Annotated in this window: 18 protein-coding genes and 1 tRNA gene; 6 read left to right on the forward strand and 13 right to left on the reverse strand. The window is 66.1% G+C overall.

Annotated features, from left to right (window positions below; all coding sequences use genetic code 11):
• Positions 1-47 precede the first annotated feature (47 nt).
• From CXQ89_RS03105 to CXQ89_RS03120, 4 genes are read right to left on the reverse strand one after another with little or no spacing between them, the layout of a single operon-like run.
• On the reverse strand, positions 48-335 hold the full coding sequence (locus tag CXQ89_RS03105; protein ID WP_104160255.1) for a hypothetical protein: 288 nt from the start codon (positions 333-335) through the stop codon (positions 48-50).
• A gap of 25 nt (positions 336-360) precedes the next feature.
• Positions 361-741, reverse strand: a complete 381-nt coding sequence (locus CXQ89_RS03110; protein WP_104160256.1) for a sterol carrier family protein — start codon at positions 739-741, stop codon at positions 361-363.
• Between the two features lie 20 nt (positions 742-761).
• The gene (locus CXQ89_RS03115; protein ID WP_104160257.1) at positions 762-1,784 is read right to left on the reverse strand and encodes an asparaginase; all 1,023 of its coding nucleotides are present in this window, start codon (positions 1,782-1,784) and stop codon (positions 762-764) included.
• Between the two features lie 4 nt (positions 1,785-1,788).
• The gene (locus CXQ89_RS03120) at positions 1,789-3,381 is read right to left on the reverse strand and encodes a molybdopterin-dependent oxidoreductase (RefSeq protein WP_104160258.1); all 1,593 of its coding nucleotides are present in this window, start codon (positions 3,379-3,381) and stop codon (positions 1,789-1,791) included.
• A 117-nt stretch (positions 3,382-3,498) separates the two neighbouring features.
• On the opposite strand from CXQ89_RS03120, the gene purD reads away from it, so the two are divergent.
• On the forward strand, positions 3,499-4,821 hold the full coding sequence (gene purD / locus CXQ89_RS03125; protein WP_104160259.1) for a phosphoribosylamine--glycine ligase: 1,323 nt from the start codon (positions 3,499-3,501) through the stop codon (positions 4,819-4,821).
• Positions 4,818-5,714, forward strand: a complete 897-nt coding sequence (locus CXQ89_RS03130; protein WP_104053116.1) for a phosphoribosylaminoimidazolesuccinocarboxamide synthase — start codon at positions 4,818-4,820, stop codon at positions 5,712-5,714. Before purD ends, CXQ89_RS03130 begins: the two co-directional genes overlap by 4 nt.
• Before the next feature lie 18 nt (positions 5,715-5,732).
• Here CXQ89_RS03130 and CXQ89_RS03135 read toward each other — a convergent pair whose 3' ends face one another.
• The 7 genes from CXQ89_RS03135 to CXQ89_RS03165 all read right to left on the reverse strand — a co-directional run bounded on the left by CXQ89_RS03135 (position 5,733) and on the right by CXQ89_RS03165 (position 14,281).
• Positions 5,733-6,371, reverse strand: coding sequence for a dihydrofolate reductase family protein (locus CXQ89_RS03135; RefSeq protein WP_104160260.1), 639 nt, complete (start codon positions 6,369-6,371; stop codon positions 5,733-5,735).
• A 93-nt stretch (positions 6,372-6,464) separates the two neighbouring features.
• Positions 6,465-6,878, reverse strand: a complete 414-nt coding sequence (locus tag CXQ89_RS03140; RefSeq protein WP_104160261.1) for a PaaI family thioesterase — start codon at positions 6,876-6,878, stop codon at positions 6,465-6,467.
• A gap of 118 nt (positions 6,879-6,996) precedes the next feature.
• A tRNA-Pro gene (locus tag CXQ89_RS03145) sits at positions 6,997-7,073 on the reverse strand.
• Between the two features lie 136 nt (positions 7,074-7,209).
• A complete protein-coding gene (locus CXQ89_RS03150; RefSeq protein WP_104160262.1) occupies positions 7,210-9,069 on the reverse strand; it encodes an ABC transporter ATP-binding protein in 1,860 nt (619 codons plus the stop codon).
• A complete protein-coding gene (locus CXQ89_RS03155; RefSeq protein ID WP_104053112.1) occupies positions 9,066-10,943 on the reverse strand; it encodes an ABC transporter ATP-binding protein in 1,878 nt (625 codons plus the stop codon). The genes CXQ89_RS03150 and CXQ89_RS03155 overlap by 4 nt, the downstream gene beginning before the upstream one ends.
• A gap of 153 nt (positions 10,944-11,096) precedes the next feature.
• On the reverse strand, positions 11,097-12,029 hold the full coding sequence (locus CXQ89_RS03160) for a metallophosphoesterase (protein WP_104160263.1): 933 nt from the start codon (positions 12,027-12,029) through the stop codon (positions 11,097-11,099).
• A 2-nt stretch (positions 12,030-12,031) separates the two neighbouring features.
• A complete protein-coding gene (locus tag CXQ89_RS03165) occupies positions 12,032-14,281 on the reverse strand; it encodes a transglycosylase domain-containing protein (protein WP_181032215.1) in 2,250 nt (749 codons plus the stop codon).
• 37 nt (positions 14,282-14,318) lie between these two features.
• Here CXQ89_RS03165 and CXQ89_RS18125 point away from each other — a divergent pair, with 37 nt between their 5' ends.
• The 3 genes from CXQ89_RS18125 to CXQ89_RS03175 are packed head-to-tail and all read left to right on the forward strand — an operon-like array spanning position 14,319 to position 15,860.
• Positions 14,319-14,477 carry a DUF4177 domain-containing protein gene (locus CXQ89_RS18125; protein WP_146067190.1) on the forward strand — a complete coding sequence of 53 codons (159 nt, stop codon included), beginning with the start codon at positions 14,319-14,321 and terminating at the stop codon, positions 14,475-14,477.
• Entirely contained in the window at positions 14,474-14,956 is a 483-nt protein-coding gene (locus CXQ89_RS03170) for a RidA family protein (protein ID WP_104160265.1), read from the forward strand. Before CXQ89_RS18125 ends, CXQ89_RS03170 begins: the two co-directional genes overlap by 4 nt.
• A complete protein-coding gene (locus CXQ89_RS03175; protein WP_104160266.1) occupies positions 14,949-15,860 on the forward strand; it encodes an NUDIX hydrolase in 912 nt (303 codons plus the stop codon). The genes CXQ89_RS03170 and CXQ89_RS03175 overlap by 8 nt, the downstream gene beginning before the upstream one ends.
• Before the next feature lie 106 nt (positions 15,861-15,966).
• On the opposite strand, the gene CXQ89_RS03180 is transcribed toward CXQ89_RS03175, so the two are convergent.
• Positions 15,967-16,644, reverse strand: a complete 678-nt coding sequence (locus tag CXQ89_RS03180) for a Crp/Fnr family transcriptional regulator (protein ID WP_104053107.1) — start codon at positions 16,642-16,644, stop codon at positions 15,967-15,969.
• A gap of 228 nt (positions 16,645-16,872) precedes the next feature.
• Here CXQ89_RS03180 and CXQ89_RS03185 point away from each other — a divergent pair, with 228 nt between their 5' ends.
• Positions 16,873-18,057: a MarP family serine protease gene (locus CXQ89_RS03185; protein WP_104053709.1), complete on the forward strand. Its 1,185-nt coding sequence runs from the start codon at positions 16,873-16,875 to the stop codon at positions 18,055-18,057.
• Positions 18,058-18,061: 4 nt separating this feature from the next.
• On the opposite strand, the gene aroQ is transcribed toward CXQ89_RS03185, so the two are convergent.
• Positions 18,062-18,538, reverse strand: a complete 477-nt coding sequence (aroQ, locus tag CXQ89_RS03190) for a type II 3-dehydroquinate dehydratase (protein WP_104053106.1) — start codon at positions 18,536-18,538, stop codon at positions 18,062-18,064.
• Positions 18,539-18,540 lie beyond the last annotated feature (2 nt).

An 18,540-nucleotide genomic window follows, 5' to 3' on the forward strand; every position in this document is an offset into this window, starting at 1 on the left:
CAAAGCCAGACCTTCATGCGCAACCATTACGGCCGCTGGGAGCAGGACTACTCTTCGTCCCGTTCGACGACGGCACGGCGGGTTTTGCGGACACTGTTCCAGTCCAGGAGCAGGGCAACCAGGGCGCCGAGGCACACACCCGGAATCGCGAACATGATGGTGAAGAAGCCCAAGGTGGCTTCCCGCGTGTACGTGGGATTTTCCGGGCCGAGATAGGCGACCAGCATCGCCGCGATGAAGCCGGCGATCACGCCCAACAGGAGGAATGGGACGAAACGGGGGGCACGCCGGACGGTAATTTCGCGGCGTTCGGGACTGTGCTGCTGGGAATCCATACGAAAATTCTACCGGCAGTAGAGGTTATTGGCCTGCACGGAAGAGCGGCAGCCACTCAGACAGGTTGGCCCGCAGCCCTGACGCAGCCACTTTTCCGGCCTGAACGGACTCATTCCAGGACTGCTGCCCGGAGACCAGGCCCAGCCAGGTGGCCGCGTCGGTTTCGATCACGTTGGGCGGGGTGCCGCGGGTATGCCGGGGGCCGGCGACGCACTGGGTGACGCCGAACGGCGGCACCCGAACCTCCACGCTGTTGCCCGGCGCGCGCTCCGCCAGCTCTTCCAGTGAATAGCGGACGGCCGTGGCCAGGGTGTTCCGGTCGGCCTTCGTCCCGGCCGCTGCCGCTGCGAGGGCAGCGCGCAGCGCAGCTTCGCCGTCGGCAGCCGGGACCCGTCGTCGTGCCATGAGTTGTTCAGCCGGTCCGCTCAGGAATCCAGGAGTGCGGAATCCAGCAGCGCCGTTACGGGTGCGCCCAGGCGGATGCTGCCCACGGGTGCGCCGCCGCCCAGAATGGGACGGACAATCTTGTCCAGCACCGCGCTGATCTTGCCGGGATCCACCGCACCGCTGGCGGCCAGCAGGGTCAGGCCCACCAGGGACGCGGCCCGGGTGTCGCCGTCGAGCATCTTCAGCGCCACTGACACACCGGTGTCGGTGCCCAGGACCAGGACGCCTTCGGCGCCGTTCTTGGAAATGATGCCAAGGTCCTCCATCACCACCGTGTTTTCACGGCCGTGGCCGTGAACGGCCCAGGGGTAGTCCAGCATGGCGGTGGCCACCGTGGCGGCGCGGGCATTGCCGTGTTTCCCGGACGGAGCCTTGGCCAGGCGGCCGATGCCGCGGGCCAGCCCGGTGAGCGAAACAGCGGCCAGGGGCGCACCGCAGCCGTCGGTTCCCCAGTGGCTGACACTTTCGCCGGTGAATTCTTCGATCACACCGGCGATGCTCTGCTGGAGGGGATGCTGCGGGTCCAGGTAGGTGGCGTGGTCCCAGTTGTTTTCGGTGCAGGCCCAGAGGAAGGCGGCGTGCTTGCCGGAGCAGTTGAAGGCCAGCTTGTTTTTGCCCTTGCCGGCACGGATCAGCTCATGGCGGGCGGCCTCATCCTGCGGCCAGTCTTCGGGGCACTGCAGATGGTCCTCGGTGACGCCTGCGGCGGCCAGCATCGTCTTGACTACGTCCGTGTGTTCCTTGGAACCGGTGTGGCTGGCGGCGGCCAGCGCCACCTGCGCTCCGCGCAGGGGGACCCCGGCCTGCATGGCGGCCACGGCCTGGAAGGGCTTCAGCGTGGAGCGCGGAAAGATGGGCGTGGTGATGTCGCCCAGGGCGGTGACAACGGTTCCGTCGGCGGCCATGACCACGGCGGACCCGATATGGCGGGACTCGATGAAACCGCTGCGTTCAACAACGGCAAGTTCAACGGCATCGGACGCAGTAAAAGTGGCAGGCATGTTTCTATTCCACCATGAACTGAACGGACTGCCAGCCGGAGGCGCCGTCCGGAACCGTGTCGGCCCGGGCGCCGGTCTGCACACCGTCCTGCGGGTCCGTGGCGCGGGCCCGGACCGTGTGGTTGCCGCTGGAAAGGTCATCGGTGCGGAAGGACCACTGGCGCCAGGTATCCACCGATGCCTCGGCTGCCAGAACGGCGGGCTGCCAGTCGCCGTTGTCGATGGAAACTTCCACGCCGGTGATGCCGCGCTGCTGGGACCAGGCGGTGCCGCCCACGTCCACGGGACCGGCCGGAACCCGGGCGAACGACGCCGGAACCTCCACCCGCGCCATGGTCTTCACGGGTGCCTTCTGGGCCCATCCGCGGTCCGTCCAGTAGGCGGTCTGCGCGTCGAAACGGGTCACTTCCATGTCCACGATCCACTTCGTGGCGGAGACAAATCCGTAGAGCCCGGGCACCACCATCCGCACGGGATAACCGTGCACCGGGGGCAGCGGTTCACCGTTCATTCCCACGGCCAGCAGGGCGTCCCGGTCATCCTGGAGCACTTCCAGCGGTGTGGAGGCGCTGAAGCCGTCAACGCTGGTGGAAAGCACCATATCCGCGTCCGCGGCGGGCCGTGCCCGTGCCAGCAGTTCGCGCACCGGAAGTCCCAGCCACTTGGCGGTGCCGGCCAGGTCTCCGCCGAGCGGATTGGAGACGCAGGTCAGCGTGAGGTGACGCTCAATCAGCGGCGAGGCGAGCAGTTCGGCAAAACTGATCCGCACTTCCTCTTCCACCATCCCGTGAATGCGCAGCTCCCAGGTTTCCGCATCGATTTCCGGCACGCTCAGGGCGGTGTCAATCCGGTAAAAATCCGCGTTGGACGTCAGCCACGGGGTCACTCCCGCCACGGGTGACTGCAGCCCGGCCGGCAGGGCAGATGCCGGGTCAGCGGCGGCTGGCAGCTTCAGGGCCGCGCGGAAGGAAGCAGTGGTGTTCCGGGCTGCGGCGATGGCCCGGCCGCCGGCCGCGGCGGCAGTTCCCGCGATGACGGTCAGCCCGGCGGCAGTGAAAAAGCCCCGCCGGGTGGGGCGGTTCCGGAGCGGAGCGGGGGACCGGCCGCCACGGGATTCACCGGATTCGGCGGCAGGAGTGCGGCGGATCAATCCGCGCAGGACGCCGATCCCCACTGCGGTGCCCAGTACCGTGGGGATGGCGTCCACCGGGGAGGTGCCGGCTCTGGTCACCACGCAGGCCACAATCACCGCACCCATGATGAGGACGGCGGCTACGCCGAGCCCCCAGCGGCGGTGCGCCAGTATCCCTGCGCAGGCCGCGAGTACCGCGATGGTCAGGGCCATGCCCGCGAACAGAGCTGCCTTGTCATTGGTGCCGAAGGTTTCCACCGCGAAGTTCTTCAACCACAGGGGGGTGAAGTCAATGAAGGTGGATCCCAGGGCAATCAGCGGGCGGGCGCGGGCGGTGAAGAAGGACCCCGCGAGTTCCGCTGCAGCCAGGACGGTTCCGGCGGCGAGGATGCCCGCCAGCGCGGCGTAGAGCAGGGCTGGAAGGTTCCGGGGCCGGCGGGCTGGGTACTTCGGGGAAGCGGTCATGGCTCCTATTCGCGGCGGGAGGGCGTTTGTATGGGTGCGGCCACTGTGCCGGCGCTGCTTCGTCACAAGGCCGCCGTTCTTTCTGCTGCCGAAGCGCACCCAGTACGCTGAACTACTGTGAAGGTTCTAGTTGTTGGCCCCGGCGGCCGCGAACACGCCCTTGTCCGATCCCTGCTGGCAGATCCGTACGTCCGCGAGGTGCACGCAGCCCCCGGAAACGCGGGCATCGCGCAGATGGTTCCGGTGCACCCGGTCAACGCGTCCAGCCCGGAGGAGGTGACGGCGCTGGCCCGCAGCCTCGACTCGGACCTGGTGGTGATCGGCCCTGAAGCTCCGCTCGCCGCCGGCGTGGCCGATGCCCTCCGCGAAGCAGGCATCCCCGTTTTCGGCCCCTCGAAGGCGGCCGCCCAGCTGGAGGCGTCCAAGGCCTTCGCCAAGCAGGTGATGGCAGCGGCGGGCGTTCCCACCGCCATGGCCCGGCTGGCATCCAACCCGGAAGAGGCCGCCGACGCCCTGGACACTTTCGGTGCCCCCTACGTTGTCAAGGATGACGGGCTCGCCGCCGGCAAGGGAGTGGTGGTCACCTCCGACCGCGACGAGGCTCTGGCCCACGCCCGCGCCTGCTTCGATGTTGGCGGCACCGTGGTGATCGAGGAGTTCCTGGACGGCCCCGAGGTGTCCCTCTTTGTCCTCTCCGACGGCCGCAACGTGGTGCCGCTGGCACCGGCACAGGATTTCAAGCGCATTTTTGACGGCGACGGCGGCCCCAACACCGGCGGAATGGGCGCCTACTCACCGCTGGCCTGGGTGCCGGCGGACCTTGTTGAGGACGTTGTCCGCCGCGTGGCCCAGCCTACGATCGATGAGATGGCGGCGCGGTGCACTCCCTTCGTTGGAGTTCTGTACTGCGGCCTTGCACTGACGTCACGCGGGATGCGTGTCATCGAGTTCAATGCGCGGTTTGGCGATCCGGAAACCCAGGCCGTGCTGGCCCGGTTGAAGACTCCGCTGGGCGGGCTGCTGATGGCCGCCGCGAAGGGCGAGCTGGATGCCATGGAACAGCTCAAATGGGATCCCCGGACGGCGGTTGCCGTGGTGGTTGCCGCCGCCAATTACCCGGACACGCCGCGCACCGGTGACCGGATCCGCGGATTGAAAAAGGCCGAAAGGCTCGGCGGCGTGCACGTGCTGCATGCAGGCACCGCCCTCAATGATGACGGGAAAGTGGTGTCCGCGGGCGGGCGGGTGCTCGCCGTCGTCGGGCTGGGCGCCGATCTGGAGGCAGCACGCGCGCTCGCCTATGCGGGGGTGCAGGAGATCCGGCTGGACGGCTCGCAGCACCGCAGCGACATCGCCCTGAAAGCACTGCGGGGTGAGGTCACGGTGCCCGCGGGCTCCCAGTCCCCCGCGGGCCGTGATGTGGAAGGAGAGCTGGCATGAGCGCCCCCGAACTGGCCGGTTGGACCCACGTCTATTCCGGAAAAGTCCGCGACCTGTACGTTCCTGCTGATCTGTCCGCACCGGGGGCGGGGGAGAAGGTCCTGGTGGTGGCCAGCGACCGGATCAGCGCCTATGACCACGTGCTGTCCAGCATCATTCCGGACAAGGGCCGGATCCTCACCCAGCTGAGCCTGTGGTGGTTCGACCAGCTTGGCAACGTCCCCAACCACGTCATTTCCGCTGATGAGGGTGTTCCTGCCGAAGTGGCCGGCCGGGCCATGATCTGCAAAAAACTGGACATGTACCCCGTGGAAGCCATTGCCCGCGGCTACCTGACCGGGTCCGGGCTGGCCGAGTACCGCCGGTCGCAGACGGTATGCGATGTGCCCCTGCCCGCGGGACTGGTTGACGGCTCACGGATCGACCCCGCGATCTTTACCCCGTCTGCGAAGGCCGAGGTGGGTGAGCATGACGAGAACATCAATTACGACGCCGTTGTGGCGGCTGTCGGTGCCGAAACGGCTGCGAAGATCCGCGACCTGACGCTGGACATCTACACTGCGGCCGAGGCCATTGCCCGGAGCCGCGGGATCATCCTGGCGGACACCAAGGTGGAGTTTGGGCTGGACCCCGCCACCGGCCTGGTGACATTGGGAGACGAGGTGCTGACCCCGGATTCCTCGCGGTTCTGGGACGCGTCCCTGTACGAGCCGGGCAAGGCCCAGCCGTCCTTCGACAAGCAGTACGTCCGGGACTGGCTGACCTCCCCTGAATCCGGCTGGGACAAGGCGTCGGACACTCCGCCGCCGGCTCTGCCCGCCGACGTCGTCGAGCGCACCCGCTCCCGCTACGTCGAGGCGTACGAGCGGCTGACCGGGCGGACTTTTACTTGATGTGTAAGGCGTGCGGACTCAGCGCCGGAAGGTCAGGTGGGTGACGCCGTTGTCGGCTGCTTCGGCGCTGGCTTGGTAGCCGTCCTCCAGGCCGCGCAGGCCGTCCCAGAGGTTGATGCCGCGGCCCAGCAGGATCGGAGTGATGCTTACATGGAGCCGGTCCACCAGCCCGGCTTCCAGGAACGCTTTGACCACGGTGGGACCGCCGCCGATCCGCACGTCCTCGCCGCCGGCCGCATCGGCCGCCCGTTCCAGCGCCTCTTCCGGTGACGCGGCCAGGAACTCAAATCTTGTTCCGTCCGGCATGTCGATAGGTGCACGGGTGGTGTGGGTAAGGATGAAGACCGGGTAGCGGAACGGGGTTTCATCGCCCCACCAGCCCTGCCAGGCCGGGTCGTCGGGGAAGTTGTGCAGCCCGAACATTCCCGCTCCCATGATTTCAGCGCCGATGCCGTCGAAGTACTCGGCTGCGTATTTGTCGTCCACGCCGGTGCTGCCTCCGCCGGACTCCTGCAGGACACGCTCCCGGAACGTCCGGGTGGCGGTGTACGGACCCACCAGCCGCGACCAGTCTTCACCAAACGGGTTTTCCGGAGTTTGGTCGGTGGTGGTGGCGAACCCGTCCAGGGAAATATTCAAATCAACGCGGACAACCATGGGGAGCTCCTGGTGGCGTGTGCTGTCGCCACGAGCTTACCGCCGGGAATTCACAGATCAAGGGTGCGGGAACGGGACGCACCGCTTGCCGGCTCAGATGGAGGCAGGCTGGGCTGCGGGCTTGACGGACACGATTTGGCGCACCACCGCACAGGCCTCGCCGGAGCTGTCCGTAACCCGGACGTCCACGACGGTGGTGCGGCCCGTCCGCGTTACCTCGGCCTCGGCCCGAAGGATACCGCGTGCCGGCCGCAGGAAGTTTGTGGAGGATTGCATTGTTGCCGGCGCGGCTGAGGGGTCACCGGAGGCCATGACCGCCATGACTGCAGCGGCGATGTCCGCCAGGGCCATGACCGCGCCGCCGTGCACTCCGCCTCCGATGGTGCCGTATTCCGGCCGGTCGGCAAGCTGCGCCACCACGAGGTGGGGCGACAGTTCGGGAAAATCGATCTCCAGGAATTCGGCAAACGGAACGAGCTGTCGAATCATCTGAGGGGTAATGCCCATGGTTGTTTCCTCCGTGGTGAGCAGCGTGCGGCCTGAAAGGGTCGGATTGAAGCGTACTCGGTGCCCGGAGGAGAAGGGCAACAAAAAAGAGCCTGTCGAATGACAGACTCTCTTTGTTTGGTCGGGGTGACAGGATTTGAACCTGCGACCTCGTCGTCCCGAACGACGCGCGCTACCAAGCTGCGCCACACCCCGTAACCATTGCTTTTCGCCGGGTTTCCCCGCCGCTGAAGCAACTTTACAAGTGTAGACGATCACCGTGGATTCCGCGAAACCGGGCTCGCCGCCGGACGGTAACATCGCCCGGCGGCGAGCTTTCACCGTCGTCGTCCTACACGAGGGATTCCTGCCAGGCGGCCTGCAGCTTGGCAAACCGGCCGGTGCCGCCGGTGAGCTCCGCGGGGGTCCCGTCCTCCACCACTTCACCGGCGTGCATGACCAGCACCCGGTCGGCAATCTCCACGGTGGACAGCCGGTGCGCAATGATCAGCGCCGTCCGGTTGCCGAGCAGGGTCTTGAGGCCGTGCTGGACCAGCCGTTCGCTGGGGATGTCCAGCGAGGACGTGGCCTCGTCCAGGATCAGTACCGCCGGATCGGCCAGGAAGGCCCGGGCGAAGCTGATCAGCTGCCGCTGGCCGGCGGAAACCCGGCCGCCGCGCTTGTTCACGTCGGTGTCATATCCCTCCGGCAGCGCCTCGATGAACTCATGCGCACCCACCGCCTTGGCCGAGGCAATGATCTCCGCGCGGGTGGCTTCGGGCTTGCCCAGGGCTATGTTGTCCGCCACCGAGCCGCTGAACAGGAACGCTTCCTGTGTCACCATGACGACGGCGCGGCGCAGGTCCCGCTGGGTCAGGTTCCGCAGATCCACGCCGTCCAGCAGCACGGAGCCCTGGGAGGGGTCGTAGAAGCGGGCGATCAGCTTGGCGAGGGTGGACTTGCCGGCACCGGTCTGTCCCACCAGGGCAACGGTCTGGCCGGCGGGAATGTGCAGGTCCATTTGCGGCAGGATCACCGGTCCGTCACCGTAGCGGAATTCCACGCCGTCAAACCGGATGTCGCCCTTGGCGTGCTTCAATTCCACGGGATGCTTGGGCGGGCGGACGGTGGGCACTTCCTCCAGCAGGCCGGAAACCTTTTCCAGCGCCGCGGAAGCGGACTGGAAGGAGTTGTAGAACATGGCCATCTGGTCCACCGGCTGGAAGAAGCGCTTGGAGTACAGCAGCAGGGCCAGCAGGGCGCCCACCTCCAGGCCGCCGTCGAGTACCCGGAAGCCGCCCGCCAGCAGGACCACGGCCACCGTGGCGTTGCCGATGAGCACCAGCCCGGGCTGGAAGACTCCGTTGAGGTTGATGGAGCGGACGGTGGCCACGCGGTAGTCCTCGGCCAGATCGTCGTACTTCTCTGCGTTGACCTTTTCGCGGCGGAAGGCCTTCACGGCCCGGATTCCGGTCATGGTTTCGATGAAGTGCACAATCAGCTTCGCGGAGGTGACCCGGGAGGCGCGGTAGGCCAGCTGGGAGCGTTTCTGGTACCAGCGGGTCAGCAGGTACATCGGAACGAAGGCCACCAGCATCAGCAGTCCGGTGCGCCAGTCCAGCAGGAAGATGCTCACGGCGGTGAACAGCATGTACATCGCGCCGGACGCGAGGGAGCTGACGCCGGAGTCCAGCAGTTCGCGCAGCGCTTCCAGATCGGAGGTCTGCCGCGAAATGATCCGCCCGGAGGTGTACTTCTCGTGGAATTCCAGGCTCAGGCGCTGGGTGTGCCGGAAGACCCGCAGCCGCAGGTCCAGCAGCATGGCCTGGCTCAGCAGGGCAGTGGCGCGGACATACCCCGCCGTCAGGCCGGCAGCCAGGAGGGCGGCCAGCAGATAAGCCACGCCGGAAAGGATCAGGGGCAGGCTGTTGCCGGTCTGCAGGTATGGCAGGGCGTGGTCGATGCCGTAGGCGATGATGGCGGGCCCGGCCACGCGGGCGGCCTGGGAGAAGACCACCAGCAGCACCGTGCCGATGAACCGTCCGCGGTTGGGGCGGATCAGGGAGCCCAGCAGGGCCAGCGAGCGGCGGCGGACGGCCTGGTTCTCTTCCTTGCCCAGGTGGACGGCGTCCTCGCCAGCGGTGCCCAGCCTGGCGGTGGCATCATAGGCCGGGTCGGCACCCTTGCCGCGGCGGACGGTGAAGCGGCTCATCGGATAATCTCCTCATCGTCCAGGCTCGGTGCTTCAAGGGCTCCTGCGGCGTCGTCGGCTTCCTCCGCGGGCCGCGGACCGTCCTCCAGAGGGCTGTCCAGGTCTTCGGGATCCGTGGGCAGGCTGGCAATCACATACCGGTAGTGGTCGTTGCCGGCCAGGAGTTCGGCGTGCGTGCCGACGGCGCTGATGCGTCCGTCTTCCATCAGGGCCACGCGGTCGGCGAGGGAAACGGTGGACGGGCGGTGCGCAACCACCAGCGTGGTGGTGTCCGCAAGCACTTCGCGGAGCCGGCCTTCCACCAGTTCCTCGGTGCGTACATCCAGGGCCGAGAGCGGATCGTCCATGATCAGCACCGTGGGCCGCGCGGCGATGGCCCGGGCCAGGGCCACGCGCTGCCGCTGCCCGCCGGAAAGGCTCAATCCTTCCTCGCCGATGAGGGTGTCCGTGCCCTCGGGCAGCGAGTACACAAAGTCGGCCTGCGCCACGTCCAGGGCCTGGGCCAGGAGCTGGTCCGCTTCTGCGGAGCTTGCCGGTTCGGCGCCAAGCAGCACGTTGTCGCGGACGGAGCTGGAGAACAGTGTGGTGTCTTCGAAGGCCACAGCCACAATGGTGCGCAGTTCTTCCAGATCCAGCTGGCGAAGATCAGTGCCGTCGATCCGGATGGAGCCGCCGGTGACGTCGAACAACCGGGGGACCAGCTGCAGCAGGGTGGATTTTCCGCTGCCGGTTACGCCCACCAGCGCCATGGTCTCGCCGGGACGCAGGCACAGGGTCACGCCGTCGATCAGGTTGCGCGTGCCGTCCTTGGTGTCCGGATAGGCAAAATGGACGTCGTCGAACACCAGCTCTCCGCGGACATCGTTGAGGTGCACCGGGTGCTGCGGGCTTTGAATGGAGGACTGCGCGTCCATTACTTCGTAATGCCGGTCGATCGCGGTTTTCGCTGTCAGGGTCATGGACAGCAGCGGACCCACGGCTTCCACCGGCCCGGCGACTACTGCGGCGGTGGCAAAGAAAGCAACCAGCGAACCGATGCTGAGGTTGCCGTCCGCTACGGCAATGATTCCCACCACGAGGGCAACGGCGAGGGCAGCTTCGGGCAGCAGCGTCACCACGAGGGAGAACTTGGCCAGCGAGTTTGCCTTCGACACTTCGGTTTCACGCAGTTCCTGGGCCTGCTCCTCAAACGAGTCCAGGGCCTCGCGGCTGCGGCCGAAGGCCTTCAGGACGCGGATGCCGTGGACGGATTCCTCCACCGTGGTGGCCAGGTCTCCGGTTTGGTCCTGGCTCTGGCGGGAAACCTGCCGGTAAAAACGGTTGAAGCGGTAGCCGTAAACCACGATCGGAACGGCTGCAGCGATGAAGATCAGCGCCAGCACCCAGCTCGTGAACAGCATGATGGTGAAGCCAACCACCACGGTCAGCGCCGTGACCACCAGCATGATGGCACCGAACGCCATCCAGCGGCGGACCAGGTTCAAGTCGCTCATGGCCCGCGAGAGCAGCTGCCCGCTGCCCCAGCGGTCATGGAACGAGACGGAGAGGTCCTGCAGATGCCGGTAGAACGAGGTGCGCATCCGGGTTTCCACGGTGGTGGCCGGTGCAATCACGAACTGGCGGCGCAGGGCGATGAAGGTTGCTTCAAGGATGCCCAGACCCAGGACGACGCCGGCCGCTCCCCAGACAGCCGCCGTGGATCCGCCGGGGGCCAGGGAGGTGTTGATCAGGACCCGGAACACCTGGGGGATCGCCAAAGCCATGAGGCTGGCTCCGAGGGCACAGAACAACCCGCAGATTAAGCGGGGGAGGATGGGCCGCAGATGCGGATAGAGCCGTGCAAGGGATTGCCACAGGGTTGTCTGCGCAGGCATGGAACCTTCTCGAGCGGGTGGAGGGTGCTGCAACGAGCAGAGTGTCCCTTTGAGGGCTCAATCCTAAGCCCGCTTACGGGGGAGAATCGATGGGCGTCCGGAGTTTGGTCGTCCATGGTGGGCAACCCTGTGACCCCGCGGGAGGGAAACGGTCTAAGACCGCGCCGTCAGAGTCAGCAGGACAGCCTCGGGGCGGCAGGCGAACCGGACCGGGGCAAAACGGGAGGTTCCGATGCCGGCCGAAACATTCATCGGAACTTTCCGCCCGTTGTGCTCCCAAACGGCCAGGCCCTTGGCCAGCCGCGTAGGCAGGTCGCAGTTGCTGACCAGTGCGCCGTAGAACGGGATGCACACCTGTCCGCCGTGGGTGTGGCCGGCCAGGATCAACTCAGCGCCGCCGTCGGTGAAGTAGTTGAGCACCCGCTGGTAGGGAGCATGCGCAACCCCCACCCGGACAACCGGAAGCCCGGTGCTGGAACCTGTCTCGGGAAACCCGGGGTAAACGTCCCGGTCCAGATGCGGGTCATCCACCCCGGAGAAATCAAGGCGGACGCCTCCCAGCTCCATGGAGTCCCTGCGGTTGGTCAGGCCCCTCCAGCCCGCGTCCTCGAACGCTCCAAAGAGTTCGCCGAAGGGCAGCGCCGGCGGATCCTTGGTGATCTTCGAGGGACCGGTGAAATACGTCAGCGGGTTCTTGGCCCGGGGACCGTAGTAGTCGTTGGAGCCGGGAACGTACACGCCGGGAAAACGCAGCAGCGGCTTGAGCGCTTCCAGCAGGGGCGGCACGGCTTCCAGATGGCTCAGGTTGTCGCCCGTGTTGACCACCAGGTCCGGTTCGAGCTCGGCGAGGGACTGCAGCCAGCGAACCTTGATGTTCTGGTTGGGCACAAAATGGATGTCCGAGAGGTGCAGTACCCGCAGCGGGGCGCTCCCCGGCGGCAGGATGGCCACGGTCTCTTCGCGGACTCCAAAGAGATTCCGTTCAATCAGCGACGCGTATGCCAGCGCTGCCGCACCGGCTCCGGCAGTGCCGCCGGCAACCCAGGCGGCCGAACGCAGGGCAGAGCTAAGGGAAGGAGCAGCCACCGTTAGTCGTCGCCGTCGTTCTTGTTTTCGCCCTGGTTGCCGCCGCCGTTGTTGTTGTTGTTCTTGTTCTGATCATTGGACGGAGCCGGTGCAGGCGGCCGGGGCGGCGCCGCCACGGTGCCCATGACGGATGCCGGCGGCGGGGTGAACGGATTGGCCTGGTACTGGTCCGGGATCCGGTCAATGAAGTTCTTCCAGGACGGGCCGGCAATCTTCGAGCCGTCGATCTCGGGGTAGACCTGCCCGCCAATCTGCTTGCCCTCCATCGAGCCCCGCTCGTTGCCCCAGACGTGGTTGCCCAGCCAGGAGGCGGTGACCATGCCCGTGGTGTAGCCCATAAACCAGGTCTGGGACCGGAAGTCATTGGTTCCGGTCTTGCCGGCCACCGGCCTGCCGTTCTGCAGGTAGTAGCCGGAGCCCTTGGTCATCACCTGCTGCGTGGCCGCGTTGACGCCCTGGGCAACTTCCTTCTTCATGACCTGCGTGCACTCCTGGGCCGGTACCTCGAAGGACCGTCCATCCGCGGCCGTTACCGACTCCAGGGCGCGCGGTTCGCATTTCAGGCCTTCGGCTGCAAACGTGGCAAAGCCGGTGGCCATGGCCAGCGGGGAGGCGTCCCCGCCGCCGCCGAAGGACGACGGCGGGTTGACCTCAAGCGGTTCATTCTCGCCGCTGGCACTCTTGCCGTTGTGGATGCCTGAGGCAAACGCCATTTCCTGGAACTTGCAGAGATCAAGCTGGTTGATCTCGGCCATGGTGATGGTGTTCAGGGAGTTCGCCAGACCGTCGATGACGGTGGTGGTCTTGTAGTTGGTGTCCCCGTAGTTGATGGGCGTCCAAGGCTCCGGAATGCCATAGCGTCCGCCCGGCAGGCAGCTGGCGTTCCAGCTGTGGCCTGCAGGGTAGGTGCGCTTGCTGCCGTTCAGGGTGGTGTTCAGGGTTTTGCCTGCGTCCAGCCAGGCTGCCACGGTGAATGGCTTATACGTTGATCCGGGCTGGAAACCGCCCATGCCGCCCAGCGGCTTGTTGGGGTCGCCGTCCTGGTTCAGGTCAACGTTGAAATTGATGACCGAGTTGCCGGCGCCTTCTTCGGGTGTGTAGCGCGTGTTCTGCGCCATGGAGAGAATTTTTCCGCTTCGAGGTTCCATCGACACCATGGAGTGGCCGATCTCGGGGTCCGTGGTGTCCGGATTAGCGGTTTCGTTGACGGCCGTCTGCGCGGCGTTCTGGATCTCCGGATCCAGGGTGGTGTTGATGCTCAGGCCGCCCCGGTAGAGCAGCTTCTGCCGGTCCTCCGTAGTGGCACCGTATCTCTCATCGTTGAGGATCAGGTGCATGACGTAGTCGCAGAAGTACGGTGCCTGGACGGCGCCGGTGCAGTTGCTGGGAACCGGTGTGATGTTCAGGCCCAGCTCCGTGGCTACGGCGGCGTCGTGCTCTTCCTGCGTGATGCGGCCCTTGTCGAGCATGGCGCGGATGACAATGTTGCGCCGTTGAAGGGCCAGTTCCGGATTGCCCGTGGGGCTGTAGACGGACGGGCCGTTGACGACGCCGGCCAGCAGGGCTGCCTGCGGAATGTTCAGCTGCGAGGCGTCCACATTGAAGAAGAACTTGGACGCGGCCTGGACACCGAAGGTGGTGCCGCTGAAGGGAACGATGTTGAAGTAGCCCTCGAGGATTTCATCCTTGGAGAGCTGCTTTTCCACGGCAATGGCCAGCTTCATCTCCCGCAGCTTGTCGCCGTAGTCCTTGTTGCCGGAGAGCACCACCTCCTGCTTGTTCTGCAGGTTGGTGTCGATGATGACGCTGTTCACATACTGCTGCGTAATGGTGGACGCGCCGCGGTTGGTGCCGGAGGTGAGGTTGGAGGCCAGGGCTCCGATGACACCCTGGACGTCCACGCCGCCGTGCTCGTAAAAGCGGTCATCCTCAATGGCCAGCATCGCGTCGATCATGGTGGGGGAAACCTGGTCCAGCTTGATCGGCTGGCGGTTCTCCTCATACAGGGTTGCGATGAGAGAGCCGTCATTGGCGTAAATTTTTGACGGCTCGGCCAGCGCGCCGGCCTGCAGTTCCGACGGGAGGTCATCGAAGAACTGGATGGATCCGGACGCGGCTGTGCCCGCGGCGGCGGCGGCGGGAACCAGAAGACCCGCTGCCAAAACACCACAAAGCGCGCTGACGCCGAAGAAGGCGACAATCTGGCCAAGGGTGGTAGCCGTATCAAAGAACGGAGATTTGCGAGCTGCCATGCGCATCAGTCTACAAGCACGCGTTAGTCTTTGGATTATGAGCAAATGGGAATATTTCATCACGCCGCTTCCTCTTCACACACCGGGAGCTGTCCTTAACATGCACGGCGAAGAAGGTTGGGAACTCGTTCAGATCACACCCGCCCCCAACGGAACGGGTGCCGTGGCGTACATGAAACGCGAGAAGTCGCAGTGACTGAGGTGAACGGGGCGGTTTCCGCCGTGGAACGCAGGCTGGCAGAACTGGGTATTGAGCTGCCGGACGTCGCAGCACCGGTGGCCGCCTATGTACCCGCCGTTGTCACGGGGAACTACGTCTACACCTCCGGGCAGCTGCCCTTCGTCTCGGGCGTGTTGCCTGCGGCCGGCAAAGTTGGCGCCGGGGTACCGAGCGAGGACGCCGCAGGATACGCCGCAACCTGCGCTGTTAACGCGCTGGCTGCCATCAAGGCCCAGATCGGAGATCTGGACCGCATCAGCCGCATCGTCAAGGTGGTGGGCTTCGTGGCATCGGACCCGTCCTTTACCGGGCAGCCGGCCGTCATCAACGGTGCATCAGAACTGCTGGGGAAGGTCTTCGGCGAGGCGGGCGCGCATGCCCGCTCCGCCGTCGGGGTGGCCGTGCTGCCGCTGGATTCCCCCGTCGAAGTAGAAGTGATCGCTGAATTTGCCTAATTCATCAGTACGGCTTTTCCCGGTTCCCCCGTATCTTCGGGGAGCCGCGGAAAGCTGGTTTGAACACGGTGACCGTGCACCGCGCAAACCCCGCCTGGCGTCCTCCGTGGTGCTGGTGCGGGACGCGCCGCGCGGCGCCGAGACCTATCTGGCTTACCGCCGGGGCGAATCGCCGCTGGGCCGGGTGGCGTTTCCCGGCGGCAGCATCAACCCGGAAGACGACGACGCCGTGACCTGGTTCGGTCCGGCCCCGGCAGCCTGGGCCAAGGCACTGGGCATCGATGATCCCCGGCTGGCCCGCCGGCACGTGGTGGCGGCCATCCGTGAACTGTTTGAAGAAACCGGCATTCTGCTGGCCGGACCGGACGAATCGACGCTGCTGGAGGGCAACCGGGGGCCGGACTGGATGGCCGCGCGGGTGGCGCTGGCAGCCGGAGACAAGTCCTTTCCGGAGCTTCTCAAACGCCGGGGACTGGGCCTGCGCACCGACCTGCTCCGGCCGCTGGCCAACTGGCAGACGGCTGATTTTGCGCTGCGCCGGTTCGATACCCGGTACTTCGCGGTTGTCCAGCCGATGGGGCAGGAAGCCTCCCTGCTGGAGGGCAAGGGAAGCTGGGGTCAGTGGCGGTCCGCGGCGGAGGAGATCGCGGCCCGGAACACCACCGCCCTGGGCGATGAGATCGGGCTCCCGGACACCACCGGGCTCACGCTGTCTGAACTGACCGTGCCGCCGGTGGAACTGGTGCTGGAGAAACTGGCCGGTGCCCGTGGCTGCATTGCCTACCTTGCATCCCGCCGTCCGGCGGCCGTCTTCCGGCCCGAGCTGGTGGAGGCCGACGGCAGTTACTGGCTGTCCGTTTCACTCAGCGGCGCCGGGGAGGGATCGGCCCAGCACGGGCGCTGATTCCTGCACCGAGACCGATTCCCGCACACCTTAAACGCAAACGACGGCGTCGCCCCCGGTAAAGGGGAGCGGCGCCGTCGTTCGCTGTAAGACGGTCGGAAAAGACCTAGCGTGAGCGCTGGCGCAGCCGCTGCACGTCCAAAATGACGACGGCGCGGGCTTCCAGGCGCAGCCAGCCGCGCTGAACGAACTCGGCCAGGGCCTTGTTCACCGTTTCGCGGGAAGCGCCGACCAGCTGGGCCAGTTCTTCCTGCGTCAGCTCGTGAGCCACCAGGATGCCGTCAGTGGCGGGGCGGCCGAAGCGGTCCGCCAGATCCAGCAGTGCCTTGGCAACGCGGCCGGGAACGTCCGAGAAGACGAGGTCCGCAAGGGACTCGTTGGTGCGGCGCAGCCGGCGGGCCAGGGCCTGCAGCAGCTGGACCGAAACCTCCGGGCGCGTTTCCAACAGTGCCTTCAGGTTGTCGTGCCGCAGTCCGGCCAGTCGCGTTTCGGACACCGCGGTGGCGGTGGCGTTGCGCGGGCTCGGATCAAACAGCGCCATTTCGCCGAAGAGCTCGCCCGGGCCAAGAATGGCCAGCAGGTTCTCGCGGCCGTCCGGTGCCGAACGTCCCAGCTTGATCTTTCCGGACACGATGAAATACAGCTGGTCGCCCTGGTCACCCTCGCGGAAAACTGATGCGCCGCGCGAAAGGTCGACCTCAGTCAACTCGTCGGTCAGAGCTGCGAAGACGTCGTCTCCCAATGAGGCGAACAGTGGCGCACGGCGCAGTACCTCGATATCCATGAAATCTCCTGTAAATAGTTGTCCCTTCCATTATCTTCTCGCACTACGGCCCCATGTGACACCTGTAATAGCTTTGTTCGCCCACGGATGATAAAAAGGACGCCCCTGCGTACTGCCCTCTGCGGTCCGGCGCGGACGAAGTCTCCAGTTTGGGCCGCTAAACTCGGGAGGCAGGGACAGTCTCGAAGAGTCCCCGCAACACCCCCTAGACCGCGCTTGGAGCTGTTTGTGCTCGGATTTTCACTGCTAGACATCATTCTGCTGTTGGCGCTGCTGTTCTACCTCATCGCCGGGCTGCGGAACGGTCTTGTGGTGACGCTGGGCGGCATTGTGGGCTTTGTGGCCGGGGCTGTGGCCGCGTTCTTCGCGATCCCCCTGGTCACCGAATGGGTGCCCGACGACGGCTGGCGCCTGACCGCTGTCATCGCCACCATTGTGGTGCTTGTCCTGGGCGGGCATGCTCTCGGCGCCGCGCTGGGCGGGTCCATCCGGCGCTGGATGAACTTCCCGCCGCTGCGTTTTCTGGACCGGCTGCTGGGCGGGGGAGTGAACCTCGCCGTATCCGCCCTGGTGATGTCCGTGCTCGCTTTCAGCGTCAACACCCTCGGGGTTCCGTTCCTTTCGCAGCAGATCACGTCCTCGAAAGTGCTGAACGGCATCGAGGAAGCCACTCCTGACCGGGTGAAAACCTGGACGGCGGAAGTGCGTTCCTTCACTCTCGCAGAGGGCCTGCCCACCATCCTGGACAGCGCCGCCCCGGACAAGGTGGTTGCCCCCAATGAGGCGCTCTCATCCGCAGCTTTGCAGGCGTCGTCGGATTCGGTCGTGAAGATCACCGGAACGGCTTATCAGTGCGGGCAGAACCAGACGGGCTCGGGCTTCGTCGTCTCCGATGACCGCGTGATCACCAATGCTCACGTGGTGGCCGGAGTTTCCCGGCCCGTGGTGCAGGTCCCCGGCGGCGGGGCGCTTCCGGGCGAGGTGGTCTATTTCGACAGTGCCCGTGATCTGGCCGTGCTGGCTGTGGACAGCCTCGACGCCGAACCGATCCCGCTGGGCGATGTCCTTCCGGACGGCACCACTGCGGCGTTTGCCGGGTACCCGGCCGGCGGTCCGTTCCAGCTGCAGGCGGCCAACGTTGAAAAGCTCTCCGAGGTCTCGGTGCGTAACATCTACGGGTCCGCCCCGGAAGTGCTGGAGGTCTACACCCTCGCCGCGAACGTGCAGCAGGGCAACTCGGGCGGGCCGCTGCTGGACATCGACGGCCAGCTGGCCGGTGTCATCTTCGCCAAGACCACCGGCGATCAGCCGATCGGCTATGCGCTGTCCCTGAGCGAGGTTGGTCCGGTGGCGGAAGCCGCCGCCGGATATTCCGATCCTGTCTCGCCCGGGCAGTGCATCTCCGGCGAGTAGCGGATCAGGCGCCGGCTTCCGCCTGCGCTTCCCCGTCCAGCCGCGCGGCGAGGTAGTCCACGGCCATCTTGTAGCCGGCGATTCCGGCCCCGCAGATGACGGCGTCCGCCACCGCTGATACGTAGGAGTGGTGCCGGAATTCCTCGCGCCGGTGAATGTTGCTCAGGTGGACCTCGACCACGGGCAGACCGACGCCGGAAAGCGCATCCGGGATGGCGACTGATGTGTGGCTGTAGGCCGCCGGGTTGATGATGATCGCGTCAGCCAGCCCCGGAGCCCCGTGGATCGCATCGATCAGGTCACCCTCATGGTTGGACTGGATGCAGTCCACGGTCCAGCCGTGGGATTCCGCGGCGTCCAGCGCCAGTGCCTCCACGTCGTCGAGCGTTTCGGTGCCGTAGATTCCGGGCTCGCGGGTGCCCAGGAGGTTCAGGTTGGGGCCGTTGAGGATCAGCAGGTTGCGGGTGCGGGAGGCAGTCATGG

This window comes from Arthrobacter sp. ZGTC212 (assembly GCF_002929255.1).
In the GTDB taxonomy this organism is placed as follows: Bacteria; Actinomycetota; Actinomycetes; order Actinomycetales; family Micrococcaceae; genus Arthrobacter_B; species Arthrobacter_B sunyaminii.